The sequence below is a fragment of the Parasphingorhabdus sp. genome (assembly GCF_036963805.1).
Taxonomy (GTDB): Bacteria; Pseudomonadota; Alphaproteobacteria; order Sphingomonadales; family Sphingomonadaceae; genus Parasphingorhabdus.
On the sequence record NZ_JBALUN010000001.1, the window covers coordinates 567178 to 589946 of the forward strand.

General features: G+C 51.1%; 19 protein-coding genes. 8 read left to right on the plus strand and 11 right to left on the minus strand.

The window, feature by feature from the left end:
* Positions 1–27: 27 nt before the first annotated feature.
* Positions 28–1227: a serine palmitoyltransferase gene (gene spt / locus V7676_RS02820; RefSeq protein WP_335658140.1), complete on the minus strand. Its 1200-nt coding sequence runs from the start codon at positions 1225–1227 to the stop codon at positions 28–30.
* 53 nt (positions 1228–1280) lie between these two features.
* Positions 1281–1526 (minus strand): acyl carrier protein, encoded by a 246-nt coding sequence (locus tag V7676_RS02825; protein WP_335658141.1) that lies wholly within the window; start codon positions 1524–1526, stop codon positions 1281–1283.
* A 197-nt stretch (positions 1527–1723) separates the two neighbouring features.
* Here V7676_RS02825 and V7676_RS02830 point away from each other — a divergent pair, with 197 nt between their 5' ends.
* Positions 1724–2242, plus strand: coding sequence for a Pycsar system effector family protein (locus V7676_RS02830; protein ID WP_335658142.1), 519 nt, complete (start codon positions 1724–1726; stop codon positions 2240–2242).
* A gap of 21 nt (positions 2243–2263) precedes the next feature.
* Here the strand turns inward: V7676_RS02830 and V7676_RS02835 are convergent, their stop codons facing one another.
* From V7676_RS02835 to V7676_RS02850, 4 genes are all read right to left on the minus strand, one after another.
* Entirely contained in the window at positions 2264–3190 is a 927-nt protein-coding gene (locus V7676_RS02835; protein ID WP_335658143.1) for an NAD-dependent epimerase/dehydratase family protein, read from the minus strand.
* Positions 3191–3213: 23 nt separating this feature from the next.
* Positions 3214–4323: a glutamate 5-kinase gene (proB, locus tag V7676_RS02840; protein ID WP_335658144.1), complete on the minus strand. Its 1110-nt coding sequence runs from the start codon at positions 4321–4323 to the stop codon at positions 3214–3216.
* The gene (obgE, locus tag V7676_RS02845) at positions 4320–5393 is read right to left on the minus strand and encodes a GTPase ObgE (RefSeq protein ID WP_335658145.1); all 1074 of its coding nucleotides are present in this window, start codon (positions 5391–5393) and stop codon (positions 4320–4322) included. Before obgE ends, proB begins: the two co-directional genes overlap by 4 nt.
* A gap of 260 nt (positions 5394–5653) precedes the next feature.
* Positions 5654–6928, minus strand: a complete 1275-nt coding sequence (locus V7676_RS02850) for an HD-GYP domain-containing protein (RefSeq protein ID WP_335658146.1) — start codon at positions 6926–6928, stop codon at positions 5654–5656.
* Positions 6929–7169: 241 nt separating this feature from the next.
* Here V7676_RS02850 and V7676_RS02855 point away from each other — a divergent pair, with 241 nt between their 5' ends.
* Together V7676_RS02855 and V7676_RS02860 are read left to right on the plus strand one after the other, a co-directional pair.
* Positions 7170–7811 carry a 2-hydroxychromene-2-carboxylate isomerase gene (locus V7676_RS02855; RefSeq protein WP_335658147.1) on the plus strand — a complete coding sequence of 214 codons (642 nt, stop codon included), beginning with the start codon at positions 7170–7172 and terminating at the stop codon, positions 7809–7811.
* 28 nt (positions 7812–7839) lie between these two features.
* Positions 7840–8622, plus strand: coding sequence for a crotonase/enoyl-CoA hydratase family protein (locus V7676_RS02860; RefSeq protein ID WP_335658148.1), 783 nt, complete (start codon positions 7840–7842; stop codon positions 8620–8622).
* Positions 8623–8625: 3 nt separating this feature from the next.
* Here the strand turns inward: V7676_RS02860 and V7676_RS02865 are convergent, their stop codons facing one another.
* Complete coding sequence (locus V7676_RS02865; RefSeq protein WP_335658149.1) at positions 8626–9060, minus strand: acyl-CoA thioesterase; 435 nt, start codon at positions 9058–9060, stop codon at positions 8626–8628.
* Positions 9061–9091: 31 nt separating this feature from the next.
* Positions 9092–10516, minus strand: coding sequence for a spinster family MFS transporter (locus V7676_RS02870; protein ID WP_335658150.1), 1425 nt, complete (start codon positions 10514–10516; stop codon positions 9092–9094).
* A gap of 220 nt (positions 10517–10736) precedes the next feature.
* Between V7676_RS02870 and V7676_RS02875 the strand changes: the two genes are divergently transcribed.
* The 5 genes from V7676_RS02875 to V7676_RS02895 all read left to right on the plus strand — a co-directional run bounded on the left by V7676_RS02875 (position 10737) and on the right by V7676_RS02895 (position 16886).
* Entirely contained in the window at positions 10737–12161 is a 1425-nt protein-coding gene (locus tag V7676_RS02875; protein WP_335658151.1) for a glycosyl transferase family protein, read from the plus strand.
* Positions 12142–13275 carry a hypothetical protein gene (locus tag V7676_RS02880; RefSeq protein ID WP_335658152.1) on the plus strand — a complete coding sequence of 378 codons (1134 nt, stop codon included), beginning with the start codon at positions 12142–12144 and terminating at the stop codon, positions 13273–13275. Before V7676_RS02875 ends, V7676_RS02880 begins: the two co-directional genes overlap by 20 nt.
* A 102-nt stretch (positions 13276–13377) precedes the next feature.
* Positions 13378–14292 (plus strand): sulfite exporter TauE/SafE family protein, encoded by a 915-nt coding sequence (locus V7676_RS02885; protein WP_335658153.1) that lies wholly within the window; start codon positions 13378–13380, stop codon positions 14290–14292.
* Positions 14289–15062, plus strand: a complete 774-nt coding sequence (locus V7676_RS02890; RefSeq protein ID WP_335658154.1) for a TIGR02186 family protein — start codon at positions 14289–14291, stop codon at positions 15060–15062. Before V7676_RS02885 ends, V7676_RS02890 begins: the two co-directional genes overlap by 4 nt.
* A 111-nt stretch (positions 15063–15173) precedes the next feature.
* The gene (locus V7676_RS02895) at positions 15174–16886 is read left to right on the plus strand and encodes an ATP-binding protein (RefSeq protein ID WP_335658155.1); all 1713 of its coding nucleotides are present in this window, start codon (positions 15174–15176) and stop codon (positions 16884–16886) included.
* Positions 16887–17045: 159 nt separating this feature from the next.
* Here the strand turns inward: V7676_RS02895 and V7676_RS02900 are convergent, their stop codons facing one another.
* From V7676_RS02900 to V7676_RS02910, 3 genes are all read right to left on the minus strand, one after another.
* Positions 17046–19922 carry a valine--tRNA ligase gene (locus V7676_RS02900; protein ID WP_335658156.1) on the minus strand — a complete coding sequence of 959 codons (2877 nt, stop codon included), beginning with the start codon at positions 19920–19922 and terminating at the stop codon, positions 17046–17048.
* A gap of 54 nt (positions 19923–19976) precedes the next feature.
* Positions 19977–22064 (minus strand): S9 family peptidase, encoded by a 2088-nt coding sequence (locus V7676_RS02905; protein ID WP_335658157.1) that lies wholly within the window; start codon positions 22062–22064, stop codon positions 19977–19979.
* Positions 22065–22135: 71 nt separating this feature from the next.
* Positions 22136–22705 carry a DUF2497 domain-containing protein gene (locus V7676_RS02910; protein ID WP_335658158.1) on the minus strand — a complete coding sequence of 190 codons (570 nt, stop codon included), beginning with the start codon at positions 22703–22705 and terminating at the stop codon, positions 22136–22138.
* Between the last annotated feature and the right edge of the window lie 64 nt (positions 22706–22769).

Genomic DNA, 22769 nt, shown 5'->3' on the forward strand with positions numbered 1-22769 from the left:
GCTGTTTACCGGCTGACGGGGCTATATTTAAATCGCACCGACTGTTTTACCTGCGGCTGCGAACATGCCTAAAATCTGGTCGACTTGTTCCGATGTATGTTCGGCACAGAGGGAACACCGCAATAATGTCATATTGGCCGGTGTCGCTGGTGGCCGTGCTAGATTGACGTAAAGCCCTTCTTCTAGCAATGCCTGCCACATCATCGCACCCCGTTCGAGGTCGGGCATGATGACCGCAATAATCGCACTTTGCGCTTCGGCTGTTCCCAGTTCGAAACCCAGATCGCGCAGGCCTTTGTGGAGCTTTTTGCTATTTTCCCAAAGATGCACCCGTTTATTGCCCGCATGCATCAGCTTGCGGATCGAAGTACTGGCCGTTGCCATAACGCTTGGCGGCAGTGAGGCGGTGAATACATAGGGACGGCAAACCAGCCGCAAGATTTCAAATTTCGGATGGTTGGAAACACAAAAACCGCCAACCGTGCCGACCGATTTGCTGAACGTGCCGATGATGAAATCAACATCATCGATTACGCCTTGGTCTTCACAGACGCCGCGGCCATTTTCACCGATAAATCCCATTGAATGGGCTTCATCGACTAGCACCATCGCGCCATTTTCTTTGCACACGCGGACCATTTCCTTGAGCGGGGCGACGTCCCCCATCATGGAATAGACGCCCTCGAGGACGACCAGTTTCCCGGCGTCTATGGGCAAACGTTTGAGCCGCTTTTCCAGTGCTTCGACATCATTATGGCGAAATGCGACAATTTCGGCATTGCCCATGGAGCAGCCGTCGTAAATGCTGGCATGGCTATCAATGTCGAGAATGACATAGTCACCCTTGCCAGCCAACGCTGAGATGATACCCAAATTTGCCTGATAGCCGGTGGAAAAGACCATCGCATGGTCCATCGCATAAAATTCTTTAAGCGCATCTTCGCAGTCGCGGTGCAGGCTGTAGGTTCCATTGAAAACCCGGCTTCCGGTCGTGCCGGAACCAAATTCTTTGAGCGCTTTAATGCCCGCTTCGCGCACGTCATCGTCAAACGTCATACCCATATAATTATAGGTGCCGAGCAGGATGGTTTCCTTGCCATTGCAAATGGCGACGGTGGGGGAAATAACTTCTTCCATCACCAGAGAAAACGGGTCCTTCACGCCGGTGGCGAGCAGGGTTTCGCGTTCCTGGATCAGCGGATCATATTTGGATAAAAGATCGGTCATTTTACTCTCAATTCTAGCTATCCCTAAAAACTTTCGGGATAGCGATGATGTTGTTACTGATCCATCAACTTGGCAACCGCATCGGTAAGCTGTCCGACAGTCTCAATCTCGGCCTGCATATTCATCGTGATGATGATGTCAAACTCATCTTCCACAGCTGCGACGAAATCCATTACCGTCAGGCTGTCCCATTCCAGATTGCCTGCGAAGGTCGTGCTATCGGTCAATTCCGCGCCCTTGTTGTTGAACGGCCCGATCAAGGCTTCTACCTTGGTCATAATTTCTTCGCGACTTGCCATATAATATTTCCTAACTTTTCGGCTCAAAATTGCCCTAAGCGACCTTTGCCAACCAGACATCCCCATTGGCAAGCGAATAAGGCCGAAACAGGGCACAAGAATGGGGATATGCACGGTCGCTTGCCCAATTGCACCAACTATGCCACTCTTGCACCGCATCGGGTCGCATCCAATGAGATGAAAAGGGCAACGGAAACATGACCGAAGAGCGGAAATGGCCAGATGATGCTGTTTATGCATTGCGGACGACACAACAACATCATGTGCAACTCAGCATGATGGCGGATCACAAAGCCAATATGTTAATCGGTGCGACTTTTGTCGTTTTTACGCTGGCCATTGGTCAAAGTCAGGCGGGCGATTTATCCTTACCGCTTCTGATATTGGCGATCTCTGCCTTTGCCTCGGCGGGATTAGCAGCCATTGCGGTCATGCCTGCAACGCAGCTACGTGCCAATAGCGATCCTAACATGCTGTTTTTTGGCTGTTTTACTCGCCTTACGGAAGATGAATTTATCAACCGTCTGCTCGATCAGGAATTTAAGAGTCAGGAAACAACCTATCGGGCGATGTTGCGCGATATTTATCAAATGGGCGTCATTTTGGGGCGCAAGAAATATCGCTATCTCGGTTGGGCTTATCGCGTTTTTCTAGTGGGATTGGCGCTGACTTTTGCCAGCTATCTGACGGAGCAATTTACCGGGCCGCTTATCTAAACGGGCTGATTCTGTCAGCCGTCAGAGCCAGTCATTTTGCCGGTACCATTGGGCCGTGTCTTTCAGGCCTTGCCTCGTGTCGATATGGGGCATCCACAGATCAGCAGGTAAGCGCTTGGCAGGATCGATGGTCCAGTCATCATGGCAAAAGTAATTCACCCGGTCCGCTGTCAGCTTAGCCTTGTCGCGGCGGAACAGACGGTCGGCCTTTGCTCCGAATTTCAGGATAAATTTCGGTGTTGCCACTGGTTTGATACGCTTGCCAACGGCCCAGCCGATTGCCTTGGCGAAACTTGTTTGGGTCCAGCCGCCGATTTTACCGTCATCAACCTCAAAGATCTGGGCGGTCAGTTCTTCATGTTCGGGAATGAGCGTCATTAAGGCGCGCGACAGATCATCCACATGAATGGCCGATAGCAGTCCATCGGCATTGGGCGGCAAAGGAATGAACCCCGTTTTCGCCGATTTGAACATATCGAGCGTATCTGCATCACCGGGACCAAAAACCCAGGGTGGGCGGATGATCGTCCAGTCCAGCCCGCTGGCTGCGACAATTTTCTCTGCCTTGGCTTTGCTATCGCCATAGATGGACAGCTTGGGCAGGGTGGCGGCGAGCGATGACACATGGATGAAGCGTTTGCATCCCGCCGCTTTTGCCGCTTCGACTAACGCCAGAGTGCCGTTTACATTGCCTGCTTCAAATGCTGCGCGGTTGGGCGCGTTGACGACGCCCGCAATATGGATCACGACTTCCGCGCCATCACATAGCTCGGTAAGGCTAGCGCTATTGTCTAGTGCGCCGCGCACCCATGTCACATTGGGTCGGTCATCCTGTGTCCGGCGGGTTAGCGCACGCACTGGAAACCCGGCTCGAACTGCGAGGTTGAGCAAATGTCCGCCCACGAAGCCGGTTGCGCCGGTTATTGCCAGAGTTTGCTTGGTACGCATAATCTATCTGCTTAGGCTGTGCGTCAAACCAGAACCATCTGGTTCCGGTGCACCACCGCACTGCGCGGAGCATAGCCAAGTAGAGCTTCTAATTCAGAGCTTCGGCGTCCGATAATCTTGGCGCAATCCATCGCATCATATTCGGTCAGGCCGCGCGCAATAATCTTGTCATCTGCATCGGCAATTTCGACAACATCGCTACGGTTAAACTGTCCTTCGATGGTGATGATCCCTGCAGCAAGCAAGCTGCTGCCTTCGGTCAAGGCCGCCGCGGCCCCCGCATCGATGGTAATCGTACCGGCAGAGGTCAGCCGCCCGCCGAGCCAGCTTTTGCGTGCATTGGCATTGCCGCTGGCCTTGAACAAGGTGCCGACATTGGTCAGGGCATAGCGTTCCAAAGGATGGTCTTCTTTACCAGAGATGATTGACAATTCGATTCCCGCAAGATTGGCTATCCGGGCGGCTTCCAGTTTTGATGACATGCCGCCAGAGCCAAGGCCGGAGGATGAGCTGCCATCCGCCATTGCCATGATCCGCGCATCGACTTGCTCGACCAACCCGATAAACTGCCCTTCGGTTTCACTACCGGGCGCACGATCATACAGGCCGTCTATGTCTGACAAAAGATAGACACGGTCCGCCGAGGCCGCCTGCGCAACTCTCGCGGCCAGCCGGTCATTATCGCCAAAGCGGATTTCGTCAGTGGCCACGCTGTCATTCTCGTTAATCACGGGAACGGCGCGGTGTTCTATCAATTTTTCGAGTGTCGCTGTGGCATTGAGATAGCGTTTGCGATCTTCCATATCGTCGAGCGTGAGCAGCATCTGCGCCGCCGTAATGTCATGTTCGCCCAATAGTTCGGACCATAAGCTGCTCAGCGCGATCTGGCCCACAGAGGCTGCGGCCTGCGCATCCGCGAGGCTCGCACGGCCGCCTTTTTCCAAGCCCAGCTTGCGCGCGCCGAGAGCAATGGAACCGGATGACACAATAATCACCGATGCCCCATCTGCATGGCGTTTCGCAATATCGGAAACCAGCGTTTTCAGCCAGTCCCGGCGCAGATGGTCATCACTGCCGACCAATAAAGACGAGCCGACTTTTACAACGATTATCTCTTTATCTGGTGCGCTCACAAGGGCGACCAGTCTGCTTTTTCCCCCTCGTCGCCATCGGCTTTTGCGGCACTGGCGGAGCTTGTGTTTTTTTCAATCGAGCTATGGCCGCCCACAGCTTCCAGTACTTTATCCAGCACCACTTCTAAGCCTTTTCCGGTGGCACCGGAAAGCGGCAACACATCGGTAGCGCCTGCGGCACGGAGATCAGCGGCGATTGATTCCATCAGCTCATCGTCGAGCAGGTCCGCCTTATTCAGCGCCAATATCTGGGGCTTTTCGGCAAGACCGCCGCCATATTGTTCTAGCTCTTTCGTCACTGTTTTCCAAGCGGCAACGGGATCATCGCCAGTGGCATCGATCAGGTGGAGCAATATTTTGCAGCGTTCAATATGGCCCAGAAAACGGTCGCCAATGCCTGCGCCTTCTGCCGCGCCGTCAATCAGGCCGGGAATGTCGGCAAGGACGAATTCGCGGGATTTATGCTGCACTACGCCCAGTTGCGGGTGAATGGTGGTAAACGGATAGGCGCCCACTTTGGCATCCGCATTGGACACAAAATTGATCAGCGTCGATTTGCCCGCATTGGGCAGGCCGACCAGCCCGGCATCCGCAATCAGTTTAAGCCGCAACCAGACCGCAGCTTCTTCGCCAAGTTCACCGGGTTGATGCTGGCGCGGGGCGCGGTTGGTCGAGCTTTTATAGCTCGCGTTACCACGTCCGCCGATGCCGCCTTCCAGAAATAACTCTTCCTGCCCTTCACGGGTAAAGTCGAGCAGCACATGTTCTTTATCTTCGGAAAGAACCTGCGTGCCAACCGGTACTCTGACGATCCTGTCTTGACCGCCCGCGCCGGTACGGTTGCGTCCAGCGCCGCCTTTGCCGCGCTGCGCTTTTAAATGCTGTGCGTAGCGAAAATCGATCAGGGTATTGAGCCCTTCGACCGCTTTAAAGATGATGTCGCCACCTTTTCCGCCATTGCCGCCATCGGGGCCGCCATATTGGATATATTTTTCGCGCCGGAAACTGACAGCACCAGGCCCGCCCTGACCGGAACTGACATAAATTTTGGCTTGATCTAAGAAATGCATGATTGTGCATTTAGGGATGAAAGGCGCGAAATGCTAGGCTTTCATTCACCCATTTGCATTTGTTTCATTTGTGCGACAAGCGGATCATTGGGATATACCCATTCCTCGCCAATAACCTGATCAACGGCAAGTTGTTCCAGAACCGCATCAGCCCGACCATCTTGTCGCAAGTCTGGTGAAAACTACAGATGCGCGCTTCCTATAAATCGCTTTAAATCCCACCCGAAAACCTGGAAAGACGATCTAGTGTCCGCATGCTCTTATGTAAATGGGCCTTGTCCCAGCAAATCGGCTGAGAAACTCGACCAGTCAGAATATCCGAATGTTTCAGGGTCTTGAACAGCGAGTATCCTTCTGGATTTGTTGGCGGCAGTGTCGATGTCTTGCGGTATGATTGCACGATCCGTCATCAAAGACCGAAAGGTACGAACAATGGGCGCCGCAAAATCGGAAGGCGACTCCCCGATCACTATGGCCAATTCGTCATGGTTCATGCGCACCAACGTTCCGACGGGGAGAATACCGAGGCTTTCTACAAAATCCCGGAATATTAATTTGTCAAAGTGGCCTGACCATGTCTGCATTTTTGCAAGCGCCCGGGATGCGGACAAGGGAGTGTTATATGACCTTTGAGAGGTAATCGCATCATAGATGTCACAGATTGATGACATCCGTGTAAAAAGGCTGAGATTGTCGGCTGGAATATTCCCGGGATATCCTGTCCCGTCCATTTTCTCATGATGGCCGATGCAAACTTCTAAGGCGATATCGCACACGCCAGCCGACGCTGATAATATATCATGCCCTCTTTGCGGATGGTTACGAATCTCCGCCCATTCGGTATCAGTGAGTTTTCCTGGCTTCAGCAATATATTGTCAGAAATAGAGGTCTTGCCAACATCATGTAATAGGCCAGCCATGCCTATATCGTGTATCTGGGCATCTGGAAGGCGCAGTTTGCGAGCTAAATTTATCATCAGTGCACAGACCGCAATGGAATGAAGATAAGTATATTCATCCTTGGTTTTAAGCCTGGCCATATTGAGGATGATCGCAGGGTCAACGCTAACCGAATTTGAAATGCGATCGACCAACGGTGCCATTTTGCGCAATTTGACGGGATTGCCTAAGCGAGCGTCTTCAAACATACTCATAACCGCGGTTCGTGAGCTTTTTATGAGCGTCGACGCTTTCCGAACCTCGTTTGCGTGCTCGCGCCGAGAAAGTGGCTGGAATTCTTCTCCCACTAGCTGAGTTAATGGCGTTTGATGGTTTGTTGCCATTAGCGAGGCAGAACGGGCTGGCGATTTTCTTGCCAGAGATGGCTGATAATGCGCGGAAGGCTTTGGCAAGCCTTTGCCCTTTCTATCGTCGATGGTGACTTGGTCTATGTCGCTGGATATAAGCATTTCCAAATGCTCGGCCTCAGTTAATAAAAACCGGGAGCGCCAGAAAGGGTGCTCAAACCAAGAGCCATCAAAAGATGAAATAAACATCCCTAATTCGAGTTGGCTGGTCTTGATCTTGTGAAGCATTTGGCGCCGCCTTCATCTTTGCCGATTGCAATTTTCAATTAACGGTTAAAATGCGGTTTAGTTAAAGCGACACTTATTTTAAGTTCGGGTTTAAATGCGTAGGTTCACTATGCGCGTGAATAGTCGGACTTGATGCGTTTACTACTGCCATTGTGATATTGATGAATGCGAAAGAGCGTCTATGCCTTCCGCAGGAAGACGCTAAAATGACTGAGATATTGTACAGAACTAAGGGGTAATTATGACCATAAAAGTTGAATTTTACTTCGACCTTTCCAGTCCGTGGACTTATTTGGCATTCCACAATATCCAACCGATAATCGCGGAAGCGGGCGCGCAGATCATATGGAAACCATTTCTGGTTGGCGGCGTGTTCAATGCCGTGAACCAGAGTGTGTACGCCGCTCGCGAAGACCCTGATAACCGTAAATTTGTTCACAGTTTCCGCGTAATGAAAGATTGGGCGGCGCTGGCTGGAATAGAAATGAATTTTCCGAGCGAACATCACCCCGTCAAATCGGTGCTGGCCATGCGTGCTTGTTGCGCATTAGAAGGTGATCAGGCAGCTCTGTTCAAATTTGCGACCGCTGCATTCGAAGCTTATTATGGCGCTCAGCGCAATCTGGATGACCCTGCGACCTTGATCGCTATTGCCAACGAGATTGGCATGGATGGAGAGGAGCTAGCCGCACAAACGCAGGAACAGCGGGTTAAGGATCGACTGAGGGCTAATACAGAGGAGGCGATAGAGCGCGGAGCGTACGGGTCGCCTAGCATCTTCGTTCCGTATCTTGATAAAGACGGGAAGGGGGAAAAAATGTATTTTGGTAATGATCAGTTGCCGTTGATTAAGCGAGCGATTAAACTCTCAGGACAATCATAATCGAATCCAGCTTTTACGGAGCCTCATCATGTCAGAACGCGTTACTATCTCGGTCAAAAATCATATCGCCGATGTTCGGTTCAATCGTCCAGACAAGATGAATGCTCTCGATTCAGAGCAGATTGATGCGATTATCGACGCGACCGATAAGTTGGCGGTGATGAAGGATGTGCGGGCAATTGTAATTTCCGGCAACGGAAAAGGATTTTGTGCCGGTCTTGATATGTCGAGCTTCGCCAACTCGGCTGTCACCAGCAGCCTAATTGAACGGTCCCACGGCAATGCAAATAAATATCAGCATGTCGTGCTGCAATGGCGGCGACTGCCGGCTCCGGTGATTGTGGCTATCCATGGCGCTTGTGTTGGCGGCGGCCTACAATTTGCTTCTGCCGCGGACATTCGAATTGCAGCGCCGGATGCCAAACTTTCTATCATGGAAATGCGTTGGGGCCTGATCCCGGACATGGGGAGTTATGCAACTTGGCGCAGCTTTGTCCGGGATGACATCTTGCGCGAACTGACCTATACCAATCGGATATTTTCAGGCGAAGAAGGCAAGGAACTGGGTTTTGTGTCGCATCTTTCCGATGATCCGCTGGCCAAAGCTATGGAGCTTGCAGCAGAGATTGCAGGCAAGAATCCTGATGCGATTAAGGCGGCAAAGCGCCTTATAAACAAGCTACCGGACATGAACGAAGACGAGATTCTGATGATGGAAAGTGTTGAGCAGGATAAGATCGCTCGCGGACCTAATCAGAAAGAGGCCGTCATGTCCTTCATGCAGAAACGAACTGCGAGCTTCGACGACTAGAAGCTAGCCGCGGTTTACTTGCTGCGCTTCCAGTGCGGCCCGGAACTCTGCGTCAATTGGCTTGGCACCCTGCTTGTCGGTCAGCACTAATGTGGTCGTGCAGGTCGCGACGCATTGGTCATTCTGGAATGCTGCCGAAATAATCTCCCAAGATGAGTTGCCAATTCGACCGATGCCGCTGCAAATTTCTGCGTCATTCGGGAAGTGGGCCTCGCGAAGATAATTGATCTGCAAGGCTGCGATCAGCCAACGACTGCCTTGTAAACGGTTTTTCATACCTATAGAATGGTTAAACCGAACCCGACCATTCTCGAATAGATCGGCCATAGCGACATTGTTAATATGACCCAGCACGTCCATATCTCCAAAACGGGTTTGGGTGATATTAGAAAAAGGGTAGCTGGCTTTTGAAAGCTGCCAAAGTTCAGGTTTGGACATAGTTGTTCTTCTAATTTTGTGATTGAGAATATTAGTTCATCTTGGCGACAAGATCTTGCTGTAATGTTTTGCAAGCATAAACATACATGCTGCCAGCTACAAAGAATATACTGACAATATAAATCATCGACCAGCGGAGTCCTTCTGCACTGGCAGTCAGACAGGTTTGTGCTTTCGCAGCACCTAGCGCGGCGATCAGCTCATCCGGCTTACCCTTACAGAGTTGAGGAGTTAGGTCGGCAGCAAATTGCGATGCCGTCAGATGGGCATTCATTAAAATGTCGCTCAAAATTCCGATAGCCAGCGGACCGCACCCATAGCCGATAAGGTTTACAACAAACAGGAACAGGGCGACCGCCGTTGCCCTCGATCGTGGGCTCGCGACGCCTTGGCATATTGTATATTGCGCACCGAGATAGCCGTAATGGAGGACGGCTGCGACAATGAGTAAGCCGAGCGCAAAGGGAACACTTTCGGTTGTGAATCCGAGCCAGTAGAGCGGCACACAGACAATGAGCATGATGCCCGGCAACCAGGCGACGACATTGGGATAACGACCACTAAGTTTCTCGGTCAGGTATCCAGTGATAAACGCACCAAAGGAGGCCGCAAGACCTATGGGCACTGCGATTTGCAGCGCAACTTCCGATATCGACATTTCGTGAACGCGCTGGAAAAATGCGACTTGAAAATTGGTGATGCCGTAGCCGACAAAAGCCACAAATGCGGCCGCAAACATATTGATCCAGAAAGTCGGTTTAGCAGAAAGTTCCTTGACCGTGTCGACAATCCCCATTTTTTGAGGCTTCGTAGCGGTCGGAGGATCGGCATAGCCGCGCGGAGGCTCTTTCACGGTCCACAAGAAAATTAACCCAAAGATAATCCCTGGGATGCCCAATGCGAGAAAAGCCTCACGCCATGAAAACATCTCCGTAATAGGCCCACCAAAAGCATTTGCGAGCACACCGCCTAAAGTTATACCCATAGTATAAATAGCAATCGCCCGTGCTCGGCTGCGCGGCGGGAAATAATCAGAAATAATCGAATTAGCCGCTGGAGTCAGGCCAGCTTCGCCAACACCTACGCCAATGCGAAATACTAATAAGGCTATGAAACTGCCTGCTATTCCGCAGAGCGCAGTCATAAGCGACCAAAGAATGACGCTGGCGGCAATGATTCTAACCCGGTTTATGCGTTCAGCCAGTCGCGCGATGGGAATCCCAATAATAGTGTACATGAGTGCAAACCCAAAGCCGGACAGCAAACCAAATTGCCAGTCTTGCAGTTTGAATTCTTCGATAATCGGTTGTGCAACGACACCGATTAGGATCCGGTCAATGAAATTCAATGTGTAGAGAAGCATCAAAGAAATGAGCACGTAATTTCGATACCTGCTTGTACCAAATGCTTGTCCAGTATTGGTAGCGGGCGAGCCCTGAGTCAGGGATGCGCTCATATTGTCTCCTAACAAATTTTTTTGAATGATGGCCTGATCTGTCAAGCAAGTCCAGCACCCAATTAACTGTTTCTCGCAATAGCGAATTAACTTTATTTACATAATGTTACATCGAGATATATTTGGTAATATGCAGTCGTCGAGATGGTGGGCATCTGCTCTGTCCCTAATCGGGATCGTCTAAGCTGGTGACGTTATCGAAACATTTGGGGTACGGTAAATGAATGAGTATATTTTTCCGTCTATAGATGCCCTGCAAAAGGAACTGCTGCTTTTTGCGAGCCTATGTTTCATAATAGGATCCGTTGATGACGTCATATTTGACGCGATGTGGATTGCTCATTCGGTGAAGCGAAAGCTGTTGATCTATAGTCGATACGATCGTGCCATCGTAGAGAATTTGCCGCCTTCAGATCAAAATCAGCCACTGGCTATATTTGTCCCGGCATGGCGAGAAGCAGCCGTTATCGGCGGGATGCTACGGCGCTGTTTGGATCAATGGAGTCATAAGAATTATCGCATCTATGTAGGTTGTTATCCTAATGATAATGCAACTATCGCAGCGGTAGCCGCCGAGGCGAACAGGGTGGAAAATATACGCATCATTATCTGCGACCATGATGGTCCAACATCTAAAGCCGATTGCCTGAACCGTTTATGGCGTGCCTTGTGCCGAGACGAGATACTTGAGTCCACCAGTTACAAGGCTATTGTTCTTCAGGATGCGGAGGACTTGGTGCATCCTATGGCACTGCAGTTGTTTGATTATCTCATAGACCGGGCATCTTTGGTGCAAATACCCGTCATTCCTCGCCGTGCTTCACAGTCCATGTGGGTCGCTGGGCATTACGGCGATGAATTCGCCGAGATGCATGGAAAACAAATGGTATTAAGAGAGGCGCTCGGCGTGTCGATACCCTCGGCCGGTGTTGGATGTGCCTTTAGACGGGATGCATTGGGTAAGCTATCCGCTCAGACACGGGGTAAACCGTTCGATGCCGCAAGTTTAACAGAAGATTATGAATTAGGTCTCAACTTGACCGATGGAGAAGCCAGAGGGATTTTTGCCCGTCTTAAAGACCAGCAAGGTCAATGGGTGGCAACTCAAGAGTTTTTTCCAGATAATTTTGAAGATGCAATTAAGCAGAAAAGCCGATGGATGATTGGCATTGCATTGTCGGGATGGGATCGGCTCGGCTGGAAAAAATGTTGGCGAGAAAACTGGATGCGGCTGCGCGATAGAAAGGCCAGTTTTGCAGCGATTATTCTGGCACTGGCATATGTCGCGATGTTGCTGACTGGCCTGTTATACGTCATCGGATTGACAGGCATCTATCAACCACATCCGCTTTCTAGTCTTTTGAAGACAATGTTAGTTTTCAATGCATTTTTTCTGGTCTGGCGATTGGCAATAAAGGGCTATTTTGTTTTTGCGCTTTATGGTTTGCGCGAAGCTCTTTGGTCGATCCCCCGAACATTCGTTGCCAATATAATCAATATATTAGCCGCAAAGCGAGCGTTGACCCAATATTTTCAAATTCTAGCCGGTGCGCCAGCCAAATGGGAAAAGACAAACCACTTCTATCCTAAGATGGATGAAGTTAAACAATTGAGGGCCACCAATAATGTCCGCCGGAAGCCATGAGCCCATGCCCGTTAGAAAAGGCGCGCCATTATGGGCATTCTCGACCATATTCCTTGTATGGATATTGGGACGTTTCGCTTGGGAAGCTTTCAGCCCCTCTGTGGAGTTGCCGCCTATTGTAGTGGCAGCAGTCAAAATAAAAGGACTACAGCCGAGTGCGTCAATAGAGAGGAAGCATTCATTATCTCGATCTGTATTTTTTAATCGATCGACGAGAATCTCAGTTAGATTTGAATCCAAAGACGTTCAAAAGCAAAGAGCCATTTACGCGGTGAAGCCGAAGGTTTTAAAGACCGAACAATCAAAATCGTCGTCAGAACTTCCACTTATATTTCGAGATTTACGGGAGCAACCCAAATCGGTCATTATCGACAAGAGTTTATTTTTGGCACCGCGCCGTCCGGTTTCTAAAACGAATCTTGAATCCAGCTATTCTCGATTACCCAAACCCCTTTCTGGATATTTTTGGTCCTTCGTCCGATCAGGCGATGGTTCTGATCGTTTTGGGCAGGCCGTTCCAATGCTACAATCATCAGGTGGTCAATATGGCGGAAGCCAGGCAGGTGGCATCTTAACTTATCGATTGACGGGGGATCGACAACGGAATCTTTCGGCATTTGTTCGGACCTCAACTGCGCTTTTTACAAAAGGTGAAGAGGATGTAGCGGTCGGGATGAAGCTGAAACCGGTGGGCAAAGTTCCGATATCTTTTTTTGCTGAGCAGCGCGTTGGTGTGGGGTCGTCACTCAAACGCGGAACTGCATTTTACCTAGCGGGCGGATCTGGACCCGATCCGTTTTTATTTGGTACCGCTTTGGAGAGTTATGGGCAGATGGGGTACATATTTTCTAATGATAATAGCTACTTCTTCGATGCTTCGGCTAATGTTCAGCGAGACATTTTAAAGCATGGCATTTATAAATTAACAGCTGGGGCGGGTGTCTGGGCAGGTGGGCAAGAAGGATTGCAGCGCTTTGATATTGGGCCTCGGGCCAATCTCTATATCCCGGTGGGTGAGGCGGATGTGCGGTTTTCACTGGATTGGCGACAACGGATGGGAGGAAATGCGGCACCGGAATCCGGAGTTGCTCTGACCGTCGCGATGGGATTTTGATCAACATTTAATGTCACTTATTTGTGATTTCAGGAAATTTCTTCAACATCAATAGATCAAGTCCCTTTATCCGGTCACGAAAAGGGATTAGTCCCTGGAATTATGGATATTTACCTCCCTATTGCTAACCTGTCGGTTAATGCATTTGTTATCGTATTGCTCGGTGGGTTAGTCGGTATTCTGTCCGGTATGTTTGGCGTCGGCGGTGGGTTTTTGACTACACCGCTTTTAATATTTTACGGCATCCCTCCAACGGTTGCCGCTGCATCCGCCTCGACTCAGGTTACAGGGGCCAGTATTTCCGGTGTCGCGGCGCATATGCGCCGCAAGGGAGTCGACTTCCGGATGGGCGGAGTGTTGGTTGTCGGCGGTATATTCGGGACGTTCATTGGCACAGGATTGTTTCAAATTCTGCAAAGCTGGGGCCAGATTGATACGGTGATTTCGGTGCTTTATGTGCTGATGCTGGGTAGCATCGGCGGTCTGATGGCGAAGGAATCCTGGGGCAGTGTAAAGGCTGTTCGCTCAGGCAAACCGCTGCCGGCCCGTAAAAGGCGGCACCATCCGCTGGTTGCCAACCTTCCCATGCGGTGGCGTTTCTATCGTTCTGGCCTCTATATTTCCCCGATTGCACCTTTTATACTGGGTCTTTTAACCGGTATATTGACGATGCTTCTCGGAGTAGGCGGTGGATTTATCATGGTTCCGGCTATGCTCTATTTACTCGGCATGGGCGCACAAGTGGTGGTCGGTACGTCTCTGTTTCAGATATTATTTGTCACCATTGCTTCTACCATGATGCACAGTATGACCACGCGCGCGGTTGATATCGTTCTGGCTGGCCTGCTCCTCATAGGTAGTGTTACCGGGGCGCAATTGGGCGCCAAGTTTGCTCAGCGAATGCGGCCTGAATATTTGCGGCTGGCCCTTGCTGTCATGGTTCTGCTCGTTGCCATCCGCATGGCGCTGGGGCTTGGTTTCCGGCCTGACGAAATTTTTACAGTGCAGCTACTATGACTGACACTAGATCAAAATTTACGAAGATTATCGCGGGTCTAGGCATATTGTTTCTAGCCACCGCCAATGCGCCCATATTAGTGCCGGATGTGTCGCAGGACAAAATTAGTATTAAAGGCGATTTTAACGGTGCACAGCTCTTACTCTTTGGCGCGATTACTTATCCCGCCGGAACCCGTAATCGTGACCGTGCCGATATTGTCGTTGTTCTGAAGGGACCGACAGAATCGATCGTTTTGCGAGAGAAACAGAAAATCGCCGGTATCTGGATTAATGCCGCAAGCAGTGAATTTCGTTCCGCTCCCGGCTATTATGCCGTCGCATCTTCTCGGCCGGTGGGAGAGATTGTCGATGCGAAGACAGCTGACATTTACGAACTTGGTCTCGACCATCTGCAATTGTCGCCAGCGGGTGCGATAGACAGTAAGGAACTGGGGCGGTTCACCTCTGGATTGGTGGACCTTAACACCCGCAGCAGCCTATATAAGAATCTGCCCAACAGCGTCGAAATTACCGATTCTGTTCTTTATCAGGCACGGATCAATTTGCCTGCCAGTGTGCCTGTCGGTAAATATTCCGCTGAAACCTTCCTGATCATTGATGGCCGCGTTGAGGCTGCAGAGATTAAGGATATCACGATTGAGAAAATCGGATTAGGTCGGTTTATTACTAACCTGTCTCAGCAAAATGGTTTTGTTTATGGCCTTTTGGCGGTGCTCATCTCCGTCATATTTGGCTGGGGCGCGGGTTATATTTTCCGGAAAATGTGACGAAAACGAACTGTTTCAGCCGATGTTTACCAATTATAAAGGCTGCTAAATATTCCTTAACCATGAGGCACTAATCCTGTCGCCAGAGAAACGATACAGGATTGCGCCTTCATGTCAGATATGAGTTCCCACAATTTTCCAGCGGCACGGCCGCTACCGTCGGCTCATAGCGATCAGGTGGAGCCAGTGACGGCGCATGCTTCTGCACCGCCTCAGAAACGTTCCGAAGGCCATAAAATCGGCGAAGTCATTGAAATTGCCGGATCGGGGTCGCGCATCCTCATGGATGCAGCCGTTCTTGCTAGTCTAGCCGAACATCCTGATGCGACGGTTAGAATGGCGGGACAGGTCGGTAGTCAGGTTAAAATCCGTGTTGGTGCGACATGGCTTCTTGCCAATATCCGGACCCAGAAACTTCATGAAAGACAGAGTGGCCTGATTATCGCCGAAATTGATTTCCTTGGCGAAGGTGATGAAGAGCGTCTGACCGGACATATTTATAATTTCCGTCGCGGTGTGACCCGCTATCCTATTCCCGGTTCCGTCATCTATGCTGTGACAACGGCGGATCTGAAACAGGTATATGCATCCGATGGCCGGGCCAATGTAGAAATTGGTACAGTTTACCCCACCGATGATATTCGTGGTGCGCTTTATGTTGATGCCTTGCTCGGCAAGCATTTCGCGCTCTTGGGTTCAACCGGTACCGGTAAATCGACTTCTGCGGCGCTGATCCTGCACAAGATATGCGACATCGCACCAGAGGGTCATATTTTGATGATCGATCCGCATGGTGAATATTCCGCAGCGTTTAAAACCAATGGCCGTTTGTTCGATGTGAACAATCTCAACCTGCCATATTGGTTGATGAATTTTCAGGAACATTGCGAAGTCTTTGTCAAATCCAGTGGTGATGACAAACAGATGGATCGCGATATTCTGGCCAAATGTCTGCTTGCTGCAAAAGCAAAGAGTCAGGCCGCAGCAGGTGTTGCGAAGCTGACGGTCGATAGTCCGGTTCCCTATCTGTTGTCGGACCTTACCAATATCATCCAGAATGAAATGGGTAAGCTGGATAAATCAACCAACACTGCGCCGTTTATGCGATTGAAGACGAAGATTGACGAGATCAAGGCCGATCCGCGTTACAGCTTCATGTTCTCGGGCATGTTGGTCGGTGATACGATGGCGGATTTCCTGTCGAAAATTTTCCGTCTGCCAGCGGATGGCAAACCGATTTCGATTATTGATGTGTCGGCGGTTCCGTCCGAAATCACGCCAACGGTTGTTGCAGTGCTGAGCCGCCTTGTTTTCGATTATGCCATTTGGGCTCGTAACGAACCGAGTCGGCCAATGCTGCTGGTTTGTGAAGAAGCCCACCGTTATATTCCCAATGATGATATCGCGGGTGAAAGCAGTGTCCGTGACATATTAAGCCGGATTGCCAAAGAAGGCCGTAAATATGGCGTGTCACTTGGCCTGATCACGCAGCGTCCATCGGATTTGGCTGAAGGCGTATTGTCACAATGCGGTACAATCATCTCTATGCGTCTGAACAATGACCGTGACCAAGCCTTTGTGAAGGCCGCTATGCCGGAGGGCGCTCGCGGTTTTCTGGATTCTATTCCTGCACTCCGTAACCGCGAATGTATCGTCTGCGGCGAAGGTGTGGCGATTCCTATTCGGGTGTCGCTCGATAATCTGGCAGAAGAGCGCCGTCCTGCATCGGAAGATCCGCTATTTTCAGAACTATGGCGCGAACAGGGTGGTGAGGAAGAGATTATTACCCGTGTTATCAAGCGCTGGAGAAGTCAGGGCCGGTAAAACTGCGGGGAGGGTTGTTTTGCAATGTTCGCCACAGCAGCCCAAACGCCAAGCTTCGTCATCCTGAACTTGTTTCAGGATCTATTTGGAGGCCAGCGCCTGTCTTATTGATAGATCCTGAAACAAGTTCAGGATGACGATGTGTGTATTGTGATGAGCTTAGCCCAACCGATCCAAAGCGGCCTTTAACCGTTCCGCTTCCGCTTCTTTCTCGGCCAGATCAGCGCGCGCTTTTTCGACTGCTTCGGGTTTGGCTTTCTCGATAAAGTTCGGATTGCTCAGGCGGCCACTCAGGCTTTTCGCTTCCTTTTGCGAGGCTTCCATTGCCTTGTTCAGACGTGCTTTTTCCGCATCAATGTCAATCGCGCCAGCAAGGGGCAACACATAGGTCGCACCATCAATAACGATTTGCGCGGTCGCACCTTCAGGGGACGGATCGAAGGAGAAGCTCTCCAACCGACCGACGCGATCAAGGGCAGAGCCCTGACGCGCAATCCGTTCTTGCAGGTTGCTATCGCCATCGCGTACATGAGCGGCCATTTTCGTGCCCGGTGCGATGTTGAGTTCGACTTTTGCGGTACGGGTCGCCGAGATCAGTCTGATCAGCCAATCGACTTCAGCCTTGGCATCTGTATCAATCGCGGCCTTTGGTTCGGGCCATTTGGCGACGATCAGATCATAGTTCCGGCCGCCGGTTTCTGCCGCCATGCTGTGCCATAATTCTTCGGTGATAAAGGGCATGAAGGGATGCAGCATCACGATGATTTGATCGAGTACCCAACCGGCCACGGCCCGGGTTTCATCTGCAGCAGCGGCATCTTCGCCCTGCAAGACGGGCTTGATCAGTTCCAGATACCAGTCGCAGAACCGGTCCCACGTAAAGTGATAAATGGTGTTCGCAGCCGCATCGAAACGCAGGTCACCCAGCGCTTTGTCGAGCGAGGCCAGCGTTTCGACCACTTCGGAAATAATCCAGCGATTGACCGGAAGGCTGGCTTCGGGCGCGGCGAGTGTTGTGCTGCCGCCAATGCCATTGGCTTCACAGAAGCGTGAGGCATTCCATAGCTTCGTCGCGAAATTGCGATAGCCTTCGACCCGCTTGTCATCCATTTTAATGTCGCGGCCCTGGCTTTCCATCGCCGCCATGAAGAAGCGCAAAGCATCGGCGCCATATTCGTCAATCAGGCCGAGCGGATCGACCACATTGCCCTTGGACTTGGACATTTTCGAACCATCTTCCGCGCGCACCAGTCCGTGCAGATAGAGCCGCTTCCACGGCACTTCACCCATCATTTTGATGCCTTGCATCGCCATCCGCGCATCCCAGAAGAATAGAATGTCAAAGCCGGAGATCAGCAGGTCATTGGGGTAATGGCGTTCGAGGTCTTTGGTTTTTTCGGGCCAGCCCAGCGTGCCGAATGGCCAAAGGGCAGACGAGAACCATGTGTCTAGGACGTCTTGGTCGCGATGTATCATTACTGATCGAAGTGAACCTGTATCCATCGAGACATGTACCATGCCATCGGGCATTTCTATATCTCGATCGTTTGTGCTTAGAACAGAATAATCAGGACCATAATAAGTCCTAGCCAAGTCAATCGCTTCCTCTTCTGTTTGAGCGACAAAAATCTCTAAACCGTCGAGATTGTTTTGGTCCGTAATTAGGCGATTCCCATCCTTCTTCGGCCCAAACCATGCCGGTATCCGATGCCCCCACCATAGTTGCCGCGACACACACCAAGGCTGGATATTCTCCATCCAGTTGAAATAGGTTTTTTCCCAAGTCTTGGGGACGATTTCAATCGCTCCCGACTTCACCGCTTCAATCGCAGGTTGGGCGAGGGTCTCAGCATCGACATACCATTGGTCGGTCAGCCATGGCTCAATAACCACGCCGCCGCGATCACCAAAAGGCGTCGCAATCGTGCGTGGCTCGGCATCATGTTCTACTTCTTCGCCGTCTTTGTTTTTGCTGACATGAGGGATGAGGAAGCCTTGTTCCTTCATCTGCTGCACGACTAGTTCGCGTGCGCCCTTGATACCATCTTTTTTGAAGCGATGCAGGCCGATATATTCGTCGGGAACAAGGCCGTCAGATGTCTGGCAAACATTGGCTTCACCATCGAGCATGTTGAGCATATCACCAGCTGCAAAACCGGCGCGTTTGCCAACTTCGAAATCGTTAAAGTCATGGCCCGGTGTGATTTTTACCGCGCCGCTACCCAGTTCCGGATCGGCATGCTCATCCGCCACAATTTTGAACCGGCGTCCGGTTATCGGTTGCAGAATTTCTTTGCCGATGACGCTTTGGTAGCGTTCATCGGTAGGATGAACCGCAACCGCCATGTCGGCGAGCATGGTTTCAGGCCGTGTTGTTGCGACTTCGATATAGTCGCGGCCATCATCCAATGTTACACCATCCGCGAGCGGATATTTAAAATGCCAGAAACTGCCTTTGGTATCGACCGTCTCGACTTCCAGATCGGAAATCGCGGTTTTCAGGGCAGGGTCCCAGTTGACCAGTCGTTTGTCGCGGTAAATCAGGCCGTCGTTATAAAGGTCCACAAATACCTTGAGCACGGCTTCGTTCATGCCTTCGTCCATGGTGAAGCGTTCGTTGGACCAGTCCATCGAACAGCCCAAACGGCGAAGCTGTCCGGTGATCGTGCCGCCGGACTCTTCTTTCCATTCCCAGACTTTTTCGACAAATTCTTCGCGGGTAAAATCGGTACGCTTTTGCTGCTGCTCGTTCATCTGCCGCTCAACCACCATCTGGGTGGCGATACCGGCATGGTCCATGCCGACGACCCAAAGCGCATCCTTGCCCTTCAGCCGTTCGTGGCGGATGACAATATCCTGCAATGTATTGTCGAGTGCGTGACCAATGTGCAAACTTCCGGTAACATTGGGCGGCGGATTGACGATAGTAAACGGCTCCGCCTCGCTGCGTTCAGGACGAAACTGGCCGGATTGTTCCCAATGTGCATACCAGCGTGCTTCAATGGCCGCAGGGTCGAAATTTTTATCTAATGTCATGCGATGCCTTTGCCAGCGGTTTTGGCGAGGGGCAACCCGGAAACTAAGCGCGTTTTATTTGGCGGGCTTTTCCTTTGTCCATCTCGCCATCCAGTCGAACACTGTCTTATGCCATTGCACGCTATTCTTGCCGTTTAATATCCAATGGTTTTCATCCGGGAAGATCAGCAGTTTGGATGGTACTTCATTTTCCTGAAGCGCGGTAAAGGCCATCAGGCTTTGCGTGTAGGGGATGCGGAAATCCTTTTCGCCATGGATGACTAACGTCGGGGTTTTCCATTTCGCGATATGCTTGACGGGATTCCATTTTTCCGGATTTGGCCGCGTCGTCCAAGGGCCACCATGATCCCACTGGTCAAACCATAATTCCTCTGTGCTGAGCGACATAGAGCGCAGGTCAAACACACCGGCATGGTTGATGATACAGTCAAACTGATCCGGCCATTGGCCCGAAATCCAGTTCATCATATAGCCGCCATAAGAGGCACCCAAAGCGCAGGAACGTGACCCGTCAATCTGCTTGTCGATCTTCACCGCAGCGGCGTAACCCAGTTTCAGGTCTTCGAGCGGTTTTCCGCCCCAATCCTGATTAATGCTGTCGGTAAACGCCTGTCCGTAACCGGTCGATCCGTGAAAATCGACAGTAACAACGGCATAGCCCTGCGCCGCCATAACCTTGGGATTCCAACGGGTTGACCAGCCATTGCCAAAGCTGCCTTGCGGACCGCCATGCACCAGAAAGGCCATAGGAAGCTTGCCCTTGGCCCCTGCCGGCTTGATGATCTGACCCCAAACCTGATCGCCTCCCGCCCCTTTGAAATTAAAGCGTTGCACGGCAACTTTGTCAATTTCGGCTAGTTCTTTGGCGTTAATATTGGTGAGCTGTGTGATGGTGCCATCGGCTGCGCGGCGATATATATTGTCCGGCGCTTGCAGGCTGTTGAGCGTGTAAATCATCGAACCGTCTTTAAGCGGGGTAATGTTGCCGACGCTGCCTTCTTTGGTCAGCCGCGTCACTTTGCCGTCCGCTATGTCCACGCGAAATGCAGGACAATCCAATACGTCCTGTGCGGTGACGATCAAGGCTGTGCTGTCGGCTGTCCAAACTATGGAACTGACGGAGCGATCCCAGTCACCTGTCAGGATGCGCGGTTCTTTGCTGCCTTTGGTCAATAGCTTAATGACCATCCGGTCGCTTTCATATCCCGGACGTTCCATGGCAGCCCATGCAAATATTTCATCGTCTGGTGAGAAGGCTGGCAAACTGTCGGTCGATTGGCCGTTACCCGGCATTGGCTGGGGGGTGGCCTCTGATCCATCAACAGCTACGCCGTAAATGTCCAAATTGGTCGATTTTGGTTCATTGCGGTCTGCGTTGCGCAGCGTGAAGGCGAGGCCGTCACCTTCCATAAACCATGCAATTTCTTCGCCGCCGCCAAAGGGCTTTGAAGGGCTATCGCCGATCAGATCACCATCTAATGGCTGGCCGTTGCCACTTAATTTGCCATTGTCGAGGTCGAAAGCAAAAATCCGGCTATAATTGCCCGGCGTTTCCCAACTCGACCAGTGACGAATAAATAACTCCTCATATTCCCGTCCGGTACCGGGGCCGGACAGGGCGCGATTGCCGTCTTTATCACAACCAAAGGTCGGGCAATCTTTTGCAACATCACCCCAAACAGCTATTTTACTGCCTTCGGGTGAGAGTTTGAAACCCGCAATATCAGCCTTCAAATCACTAGCCTGAACTGGTTCGCCTTCCTGCCCTTCGGCTGTAATTGCCACTTGCCAAAGCTGTTCGGTTTTGCTGGCGTCTGAAAGATAGTAAATGGTTTTTCCATCAGCGGAGAAGGCCGGACTATGTTCGCTTGCATTAGGCTCATCGGCAATGCGTACAGGAGCCGCATCGGGTTTCGTGAGATCGAGCAGATAAAGCGCTGTTGAGCGTTCATAGCTTTGCGGATCGGTCTCTGTAACACCGAAGGCGGTCCATTTTTCATCCTGCGAAACCGCCGGTACACCAAGGCGCTTCAGCGTCGCAAGATCCTCTGCCGTCATTGGCCGTGCGGATGCAATCGGCGCAGAAAATATTGTGCTAGCGGTTAGCAGGGCGATGAATGTTGCTTTTGATAGATTTTTCATGCGACCGAACTTAGCACGTCCGTCCGTCATGGCAATCGAGATTAGATTGGGCAGGATCAGCTTCGGTAAAGCTACTTGTTGCTAATCCGCTGAATCTCGCGTGAGACCATTTCTTCAACCAGTTTTGGCAGATTGTCGTCCAGCCATTCTTTTAGCATCGGTCGCATAAGATCGCGGGTCATATCTTCCAGTGATGTGCCATTGCTCGGTTTTGCGGGTGCAGAGTCGCTAGCGCCTTCCATAGCTACCAGCGCGGAGAGTGACTGGCGCATCGAATCGAGCTTCTGATCATTAATCAAACGCTCTTCCTTACGGCGATCGCCAAACACGCCGCGAGCGGAAGAGGCAATATTGTCTGTGACCTCATTGGTAAGCTCCAGTATACCGTCATCACGATCGGAAACTTTATCGGAGGGCTGACCCATCTGGTCTTTTTTGGCGGCGATTATTTTCGGTATCGGTGCAATGGGGGTAACATTATTGGAAACAGATTTGATGCGTGGTGCGGCTTCGTTGCTTTGCGACATATCTTCGCGCTTCGCAGCCGGGCGTTCCGTGTCAATCGCCTTGTCCTCCGCGATGATCCGTTTGATCGAAGACAGAATTTCCTCCATCGAAGATTCCTTATTATGTTCCGCCATTTGCAAAGTCCCCAAACTCAATATTACCAAAGCAGCTCGCGCTATTGGGCCACCTTAGCCTATT